We start from the raw sequence: 7,989 nt of genomic DNA, 5'->3' as shown, positions 1-7,989 counted from the left end.
ACCGCGGTCGCCACCGCGGTCGCCACCGTCATCGCGACCTCGACCTCGACCTCGACCTCGACCTCGACCTCGACCTCGACCTCGACCTCGACCTCGACCTCGACAAGCCTGCTGTCCCTGCCGCCTCAGCCGTGTCTTCCGGTGATCGACTCGGCTTCCTGAAAACCGGGTTGTCGCACCGGCCCAGACACCGCGACTTCCTGTAAGTCGAGTGGATCACCGGCGTCGCGACGGTCGCGGCCTCAAGAAGTTCGGCGCGGAGCGGGGCGTGGTCGCCGAACGACACCCGACCGGGCAACACGCCGTCTCGGACGGGTGGTCGCGTCGGTAATTCGCTGGATACGTCGGGTTGGGGAGCGTAGGGTTGCAGCCCGCTTGACGGCCGAGGTGAGCTGCACCGGAACGGACGTCTTCGCGCCGGGCGGCCGGCCATCCGCCCCCGGACACGCGAGCGCGCAGCAGATGTGAACGATGGGACGTCAGCATGCCCGCACTTGACCTCGACACCCAGCTCGACACCGACCTCGACGCGGACCTGGCCGCCGAGCGCGCACACCTCACCACCTCGCGGGCCGCGTTGGGTCGGATGCGGGAGCGGGCCGAGTCTCTCTTCGCCACCGGCGACCAGGTGGCCGGCGACGCGTACGCGGCGGAGACGCTCGGCCGCACCCTGGCCCGCCGGGTCGCCGAGCTGGCCGACGACCCGACCACCCCGCTCTTCTTCGGCCGCCTCGACTTCGCCGGCGCCCCGAACAACAGCACCACCAACACCGGGACCACGGACGGCAGGCCCACGGACGGCAGGCCCACGGACGGCAGGACCACGGACGGCAGGCCCACGGACGGCAGGACCACGGACGGCAGGACCACGGACGGCAGGCCCACGGACGGCAGGCCCACGGACGGCAGGACCACGGACGGCAGGACCACGGACGGCAGGCCCACGGACGGCAGGACCACGGACGGCAGGACCACGGACGGCAGGACCACGGACGGCAGGCCCACGGACGGCAGGCCCACGGACAACAGCACGACGAGGGACAGGCCCACAGCCAGCAGACCCGCCAACGACCCGACCGCACCCGACACCAGCGGCGATCATCACGGTCGGCGGTATCACGTGGGGCGGCGGCATGTCACCGATGAGCGTGGTGAGCCGTTGGTGCTGGACTGGCGGGCACCTGTCTCCCGTTCGTTCTACCGGGCCAGTGTGCGGGATCCGCAGGGGGTGGCGGTTCGGCGGCGGTTCGGGTTCAGCAATGGTCTGCTGACCAGTTTCGAGGATGAGCGGCTGGATCGGGGCGAAGAGCTCGGTACGACCAGTCGGATCCTCACCGCCGAGATCGAGCGTCCACGCGTCGGGCCGATGCGGGACATCGTCGCCACGATCCAGCCGGAGCAGGACGAGCTGGTTCGGGCTGACCTGGCCGACTCGATCTGTGTGCAGGGCGCGCCGGGTACGGGAAAGACGGCTGTCGGTCTGCACCGGGCCGCGTACCTGCTCTACCTGCATCGGGAGCGGTTGCGGCGGGCGGGTGTGCTGATCGTCGGGCCGAACCGGGCCTTCCTGTCGTACATCGCGGCGGTGCTGCCGGCGCTCGGTGAGGTCGAGGTCGAGCAGGCAACGGTGGAGGAGTTGATCTCCCGGGTGGCGGTGCGGGCGGTCGAGGCGCCGGCGGTGGCCGCGCTCAAACACGACGTACGGATGGCGAGCGTGCTGCGGCGCGCGGTGCAGGGGCAGATCGGCAGCCCGACCGAGTCGATCACCGTGTCGGACGGCTCGTTCCGCTGGCGCATCGGGGTGGAGCCGTTGCACCGGATCGTCGAAGAGACCCGCCGGGAGGGGCTGCCGTACGGCACGGGTCGGGAACGTGTCCAGGCGCGGGTGGTGAGCCTGCTGCAACGGCAGGCCGAGGCACGGCGTGCGGAGTCGCCCAGCGATGCCTGGCTGCGCCGGATGAGCCGCTGCCGGCCCGTACTCGATTTCCTGGACGCGGTCTGGCCGGCGCTCACCCCGGAAGGGCTGGTGCACGGCCTGTTCTCCGACCCGGACCGGCTCGCCGCCGCGGCGGACGGGTTGCTCAGCGACGCCGAGCAGGCGCAGCTCAGCTGGGCGAAGCCGGCCCGCACGCCGAAGGCGACCCGTTGGACCGCTGCCGACGCGGTGCTTATCGACGAGGCGACCGGGCTGCTGGAACGGCTCTCCGGGTTCGGACACGTGGTGGTGGACGAGGCGCAGGACCTCTCCCCGATGCAGTGTCGGGCCATCGCGCGGCGCAGCGAGCACGGCTCGGTCACGCTCCTCGGTGACCTCGCCCAGGGCACCGCGCCGTGGGCGGCGACGGACTGGAGGGAATCCCTCGCCCATCTGGGCAAGCCGGACGCGGTGGTGGTCCCGTTGACAGTCGGTTTCCGGGTGCCCGCCGCAGTCGTGGCATTCGCGAACCTGCTGCTCCCGGCGCTCGCGGTGGACGTACCGCCGGCCGAGTCGCTGCGCCACGACGGCGGCCTGGATGTGCGTACGGTGACCGACCTGACCTCGGCGACGGTGGCCGAGGTGCAGGCGGCACTCGCGCACGACGGCTCGGTCGGTGTGATCGCCGCGGACGACGCGGTCGACGGCCTGCGCGCGGCGCTGGCCGAGGCCGGTGTCGAAACCGCGACCGCCGACGACGTGGCGGCCGCTGAGCGGGTCACAGTGGTGCCGGCGACGCTGGTGAAGGGCCTGGAGTACGACCACGTGGTGGTGGTCGAGCCGGCCGCGATCGTCGCGGCCGAGCCGCGCGGGCTGCACCGGTTGTACGTGGTGCTCACCCGGGCGGTGTCCCGGCTGGCGGTGCTGCACGTTGCGCCGCTGCCCGCCCCGCTCGTCGGCGGGTCAGCGGGCTGACAGGGCTGCCGCGACCTCCCGCAGCGGGCGGCTGGAGTCGGCCAGCGGCACGTGGAACGACAGCCACGACCCGTCGACGAAGTCGATCCGCAGCCGCTTCCAGTTCAGCCGGTACCTGCCGACCCGGGCGGTGACGGCCGTGCGCGGGACGGACCCGAGCAGTTCGATGTCGGCCTTCGCCTGTTCGTCCGCCGCCGAGTTGGAGAGCAGCCCGACGGGTGCTGTCGCGCCGAGCAGCAGCCGCTGGTCGGTGACCCCCAGCACGAGGGTTCGAAGGCCGGGGCCCTTCACCGCCGCGGTCACTGCATGGTGCAGCACTGATGCCTGGGAATCTGGCTCGCCTCGACCTCCGACCCCGAAGAAGAGCCAGTCGACGGCGTTGTCCGCCCGACCGAAGGTGATGTTCGGTGACAGCACGTTGAGCAGGACACCCAGGAAGCCCGGCCCACCCGTGGCGGGCGGGGCCGATGGCTGTGCGGGCGGCGCCGGCGTCAGCCCTCCGCCCGCTCGCACCTGGGCCACCGCGCGCACCTGCTCCCCGGCCGCCAGCAGTCGGGTGATCCCCTCGACGTACCGTGCCTGACTCTCGTCGGCCGTCATCAGCGCCCCTCGTGGTCGGTGGGCCGGCGCGGACCGCCGCCTGGCTCGCCGATGACCTCGCCGACCAACTCCCGGACCCGGGCCGCGGCAGCCTCCTGCGCCCGGTTGGCGGCCGCTGTGAACTCCTCGGCCAGGCTGTAGGAATCCAGACGCATCGCTCGCGCGTTCAGCTCCGTTGAAACGATCTTGCCGTCGGCCGCGGCGGTGACCCGTACCAGGCCGGAGTCGCTCACGCCCTCGGCGCTGGTCTGCTCCAGCTCCGCCATCCGGTCGGCGAGTTGCCGCTGCCATCCGTCCAGGTTGCGAGCCAGCGCCTCGATTCGGTCCAGAGCGGGGAAGGTCATGGCTGCCTCTCAGTTCACGATGGAGTCGAAGACATTCTGCACACCCACTGTGTACGGGCCCAGGTCCTCGCTGTACGTGCCGTCCACCAGGTAGTTGCGGTCCTTCTGCCCGTCGGAGATGTCGTGCAGGCCCACGCCGGTGTCCAGCAGAGCGCCTCCGAACCCGGGGATGTTGACCGGCGAGACCTGGTTGATGACGAACTTGCCCGGAAAGAGGGTCTTGAACTTCTCGACCTGGAAGGCGCGCCCCTCTGGCGTCCAGCCGCCCTTGCTGAGCAGCTTGTACTGCTTCTTCCGCTGCTTGAGCTCCATGACGGTGTCCGCGTACTTGCGGAGCTGCCCGGCGACCTTGCCCAACCGGGCGGCGAGGCGGGTGAGCACCTCGGCGAACCGGGCGACGATCTTGACCATCCGACCCACTGTGGTGGCCAGCCGGGCTAGCACCCGGACCACTGTGGCGGCCAACGAGACGCCGGCGCTCAGCGCCGCGGCCACCGCCGCGATGATCACCTCGGTGAGGAACCAGAGCAGGAACTCGAGGATCAGCTCGACCAGCAGATTGAACGCGTCCACCGCCGCGTTCGCTGCCTCGACCAGCACGTCCTTGGTGCCGTCGAGCCCCTGGGCCAGTTCCTCGATCGCCGCTTCCACCGACTCCATCGAGGCATGGAAGCCCTCGGCGGCGTCGCCCGTCCAGGCGCCACGCAACCGGGCCCGGTCGGCGATCTGGTCGCCGGCGATCTCCCGTACCGCGGCGCCGGTGTCCAGGCAGAGCTGCGCGGCCCGCATCAGGTCGTCCGGTTCGCCAGCGACCAGCTCCAGCAGCTGCTCGAACGGCCAGAGCACCGCGTTGGAGAGCGGCTTGAAGGGTTCGGGCGTGCCCGAGACGATCTGCTCGAAGTAGGTCTTGTTGCGCTGCAACGCCTCGGTGCTCACGCCGGCACCGAACCGTTCGGAGCGCCGGTGCCACCCGACCAGGGGCCGGGTGCGATGACGTCGGGAGCGGGCGGGCGTCCGGGGACGAAGAGGTCGGTGTTGGCCGCGTCGGTGCCGGTGTAGGCGGCGGCGGTGTCAGTGAGCCCCTCGGCGATGTCCGCCATCATCTCGGCGCCGTCAGCGAGCCCTTGCAGGCACGCCTCGAACTGCTCGGCGTACGTCGCCGCGAGGTTGAAGGACGCCGGCATCACCCCGAAGGCGTGCCGTGGCACGTGCCCGTCACCGAAGGCGCGGTGCAGCTCGCGGAAACGGGCCGCCCGATCCCTGGAACCGGCGGCGAACGCCGTCAGAGCCTCCGGCTGGACCTCCAACTCATTGCTCGGGCTTGACACGAACCCTCCCCTGTGGCCTGTGCGACGGATCAGTCGTCACGACTGACCACCATAGGCACTGCTCGCCTCGATCGGGGGGTCCCATCGGTGATGACGGGGTCACTCAACTCGACTTTGTGTTTTAAAGTAGTTTGCGTGGACCCCGACGATGATTCACCACCCACCGACGCGGCGGCGGCGCTCCGGCTGATCCAGGACCAACGGTCGGCGACGGCACGCCGACTCGATCCCGACGCCCGCCTGCTCTACTGGCCGTGGGGTGTCGCCTGGCTGATCGGCTTCGGGCTGTTCTTCCTCCGGTTCACCCCTGGTGACCGGGCTCTGGTTGCACTGCCCAGCTGGCTGCCGCTGACCGTCCTCTTCGTACTGCTGCTGGCCGCTGCCGCAGTGCAGGCGACGGCCAGGGAGCGGGCCTACGACCAGGTGAGCGGCGACTCCGCCCAGCGTGGCCGCTGGTACGGGTACGCCTGGGGCCTGGGATCGCTGGGCGTCTACGCCGGGCTCGGCCGGATCAGCGGGCACCTGCCGCACGATCTGGCGGCGCTGCTCTGGTCGACCACCTCGGTCGGGCTGATCGGCGCGCTGCAGATGGCGGGCGGGGCGATCTGGCTGGACCGGGACCTGTTCCGCCTCGGCGTCTGGATCAGCGTGATCAACCTGCTCGGCGCGTTCGCCGGACCGGGCTGGCACGCGTTGGTCATGGCGGTGGCGGGCAGTGGCGGAATTCTGGTGGCCGGCGCGCTCGCCCGGCGGCGACAGCGACAGCAGCCGTGACCGAGCTGGATCCGGTCATCCACGCGCAGGCCCGGCTGCGGGTGGTCGCCAGCCTCTCCGCCCTCAGCGAGGGCGACAGGATCGCGTTCCCCCGGCTACAGGAGCTGCTCGCGATGACCGCCGGCAACCTCTCTGTGCACCTGCGCAAACTCGAGGACGCCGGCTACGTGGAGATCAGCAAGACCCATCGTGGACGCACCCCGGCGACCCTGGTCCGGCTCAGCCGGCGAGGCCGACTGGCGTTCGAGGAGTACACCGAAGCGATACGCGCCCTGCTCGACCCCGCCCCGTCGAAGGAGTTGTCATGACCCTCGCCCGCGCCGACCAGGCCAGCCGCCGGTACGGCGACGTCCTCGCCCTCGATCGTGTCGACCTGGAAGTCCGGGCCGGTGAGCTGGTCGGCCTGCTCGGGCCGAACGGCGCCGGCAAGAGCACCCTGATGAACCTGCTGGTAGGTCTGCGCCGCCCCAGCTCCGGGCGGGTGGAGCTGTTCGGTGGCGACCCCCGCGACCCGGCGAGCCGGCGGCAGATCGGGGTCACCCCGCAGGAGACCGGCCTGCCCGGCACGCTGCGCGTCGGCGAGGTGGTCGACTTCGTCTCCGCGCACTACCCCGACCCGGTACCCCGGGCCGAGCTGCTGGACCGCTTCGGTCTCGCCGACCTGGCACGGCGGCAGACCGGTGGGCTCTCCGGTGGGCAGCGTCGCCGGTTGGCGGTGGCGTTGGCGTTCGTCGGCCGGCCCCGGCTGGTGCTGCTCGACGAGCCGACCACGGGCCTGGACGTGGCCGCCCGGCACACCCTGTGGGAGGCGATCCGGGCATTCCACGACGACGGTGGCACCGTGCTGTTGAGCAGCCACTACCTGGAGGAGGTGGAGGCGCTCGCCCACCGGGTGGTGGTCATCGGGCAGGGCCGGGTCCTCGCCGACGACAGCGTGGACGCGGTGCGCGGCATCGTGGGCGTACGCCGGGTCAGCCTGGTCGCCGACAACCTGCCCGACCTGCCCGGGGTGGTTCGCACCGAACGGGTCGACGGTCGACTGCACCTGCTCACCACCGACGCCGATGAGCTGGTCCGAGCGCTGGTCACGACCAAGACCCCGTTCACCGACCTGGAGGTACGGCCGACCTCGCTGGAGGAGGCGTTCCTCGCCATCACCAGCGGAGAGGCGACCAGCGGGGACGTGCCCGCCGGCACCGGCCGACCCACCACCGCCGCTGCCGGCGGCCGACCCACCACAGTCTGAGGAGGCCCCCGTGCAGCTCGCCCTGGTCCACGCCCGCTACCAACTCCTGGAGATCATCCGGATTCCGGTGGCCGTCTTCGGCAGCGCCTTCTTTCCGGCCGCCGCCATGATCTTCTTCGTGGTGCCGTTCGCCGGTGACGATCCGGTCGGCGCCACCTACGCCACCGCGTCGATGGTCACCTTCTCGGTGATGAGCGCCAACATCTTCCAGTACGGCGTCGGTGTCGCCGAGGACCGCGACCAGCCCTGGAACCCGTACACCCGGACCCTGCCGGCGGGGCCGGCGCCGCGGTTCGCCGGCCGGGTGCTGGCCGGCCTGGCGCTGACCTACCTCTCGCTGATCCCGGTCGTCGTGATCGGCGCGACGCTGACCGCGGCCCAGGTCACCCCTGCGGCGTTCCTGCTGGCCCTCGGCACCGTGGCCGTCATCTCGGTGCCGTTCACGCTGATGGGGCTCGCCATCGGCTACTCGCTGCCGAGCAAGGCGGCGATCGTGGTGGCGCAGGTGCTCTTCCTGCCGCTGGCCTTCGGCGGCGGCCTGCTCTCCGCGCCGGGTGACGCGCCCGGGTTCATCGAGACGATCGCGCCGTACCTGCCCACCCGGGGCGCTGCCGAACTGATGTGGGCGGCGGCGGCCGACTACGACGTGGAGCCGCTGGCAGTGATCATGCTCGGTGTCTGGGTGGTGCTGCTCGCCGCGCTCGCCGGCTGGGCGTACCGGCGAGACGAGGGTCGCCGGTTCAGCTGACGATTCGTCCGTTTCCGCCCCGGGCCGCGGCGGGACGGTGCCAGGATTCCGGCAGGGGG

General features: G+C 71.4%; 10 protein-coding genes. 6 read left to right on the top strand and 4 right to left on the bottom strand.

The annotated features are described in order from the left end of the window. Window positions 1-206: hypothetical protein (locus tag AB0C19_RS23970; protein ID WP_357188794.1), on the top strand; the 206-nt coding region annotated here is incomplete at its 5' end. A 278-nt stretch (window positions 207-484) separates the two neighbouring features. Further along, window positions 485-2,890 (top strand): AAA family ATPase, encoded by a 2,406-nt coding sequence (locus AB0C19_RS23965; RefSeq protein WP_357188792.1) that lies wholly within the window; start codon window positions 485-487, stop codon window positions 2,888-2,890. On the opposite strand, the gene AB0C19_RS23960 is transcribed toward AB0C19_RS23965, so the two are convergent. Genes AB0C19_RS23960 through AB0C19_RS23945 form a run of 4 tightly spaced genes read right to left on the bottom strand, consistent with a single transcriptional unit; the run spans window position 2,879 to window position 5,162 of the window. After that, the gene (locus AB0C19_RS23960) at window positions 2,879-3,490 is read right to left on the bottom strand and encodes a hypothetical protein (RefSeq protein ID WP_357188790.1); all 612 of its coding nucleotides are present in this window, start codon (window positions 3,488-3,490) and stop codon (window positions 2,879-2,881) included. The two genes, AB0C19_RS23965 and AB0C19_RS23960, sit on opposite strands and share 12 nt — an antisense overlap. Further along, window positions 3,490-3,834 (bottom strand): YbaB/EbfC family nucleoid-associated protein, encoded by a 345-nt coding sequence (locus tag AB0C19_RS23955; RefSeq protein ID WP_357188789.1) that lies wholly within the window; start codon window positions 3,832-3,834, stop codon window positions 3,490-3,492. The genes AB0C19_RS23960 and AB0C19_RS23955 overlap by 1 nt, the downstream gene beginning before the upstream one ends. A gap of 9 nt (window positions 3,835-3,843) precedes the next feature. Continuing rightward, entirely contained in the window at window positions 3,844-4,770 is a 927-nt protein-coding gene (locus AB0C19_RS23950; RefSeq protein ID WP_238687144.1) for a WXG100 family type VII secretion target, read from the bottom strand. Beyond that, window positions 4,767-5,162 (bottom strand): type VII secretion target, encoded by a 396-nt coding sequence (locus tag AB0C19_RS23945; protein ID WP_357188786.1) that lies wholly within the window; start codon window positions 5,160-5,162, stop codon window positions 4,767-4,769. The genes AB0C19_RS23950 and AB0C19_RS23945 overlap by 4 nt, the downstream gene beginning before the upstream one ends. 135 nt (window positions 5,163-5,297) lie before the next feature. Between AB0C19_RS23945 and AB0C19_RS23940 the strand changes: the two genes are divergently transcribed. From AB0C19_RS23940 to AB0C19_RS23925, 4 genes are read left to right on the top strand one after another with little or no spacing between them, the layout of a single operon-like run. Further along, complete coding sequence (locus AB0C19_RS23940) at window positions 5,298-5,936, top strand: transporter (RefSeq protein ID WP_357188784.1); 639 nt, start codon at window positions 5,298-5,300, stop codon at window positions 5,934-5,936. Further along, complete coding sequence (locus AB0C19_RS23935) at window positions 5,933-6,244, top strand: transcriptional regulator (protein WP_357188782.1); 312 nt, start codon at window positions 5,933-5,935, stop codon at window positions 6,242-6,244. The genes AB0C19_RS23940 and AB0C19_RS23935 overlap by 4 nt, the downstream gene beginning before the upstream one ends. Next, window positions 6,241-7,182, top strand: a complete 942-nt coding sequence (locus tag AB0C19_RS23930) for an ABC transporter ATP-binding protein (protein WP_357188780.1) — start codon at window positions 6,241-6,243, stop codon at window positions 7,180-7,182. Before AB0C19_RS23935 ends, AB0C19_RS23930 begins: the two co-directional genes overlap by 4 nt. Before the next feature lie 10 nt (window positions 7,183-7,192). Then, window positions 7,193-7,930, top strand: a complete 738-nt coding sequence (locus tag AB0C19_RS23925; RefSeq protein WP_238679917.1) for an ABC transporter permease — start codon at window positions 7,193-7,195, stop codon at window positions 7,928-7,930. The last annotated feature ends 59 nt before the right edge of the window (window positions 7,931-7,989 follow it).

The organism is Micromonospora sp. NPDC048842, assembly GCF_040649935.1.
Classification (GTDB): domain Bacteria; phylum Actinomycetota; class Actinomycetes; order Mycobacteriales; family Micromonosporaceae; genus Micromonospora; species Micromonospora hortensis.
This window is presented reverse-complemented; position numbering and strand designations above follow the sequence as displayed.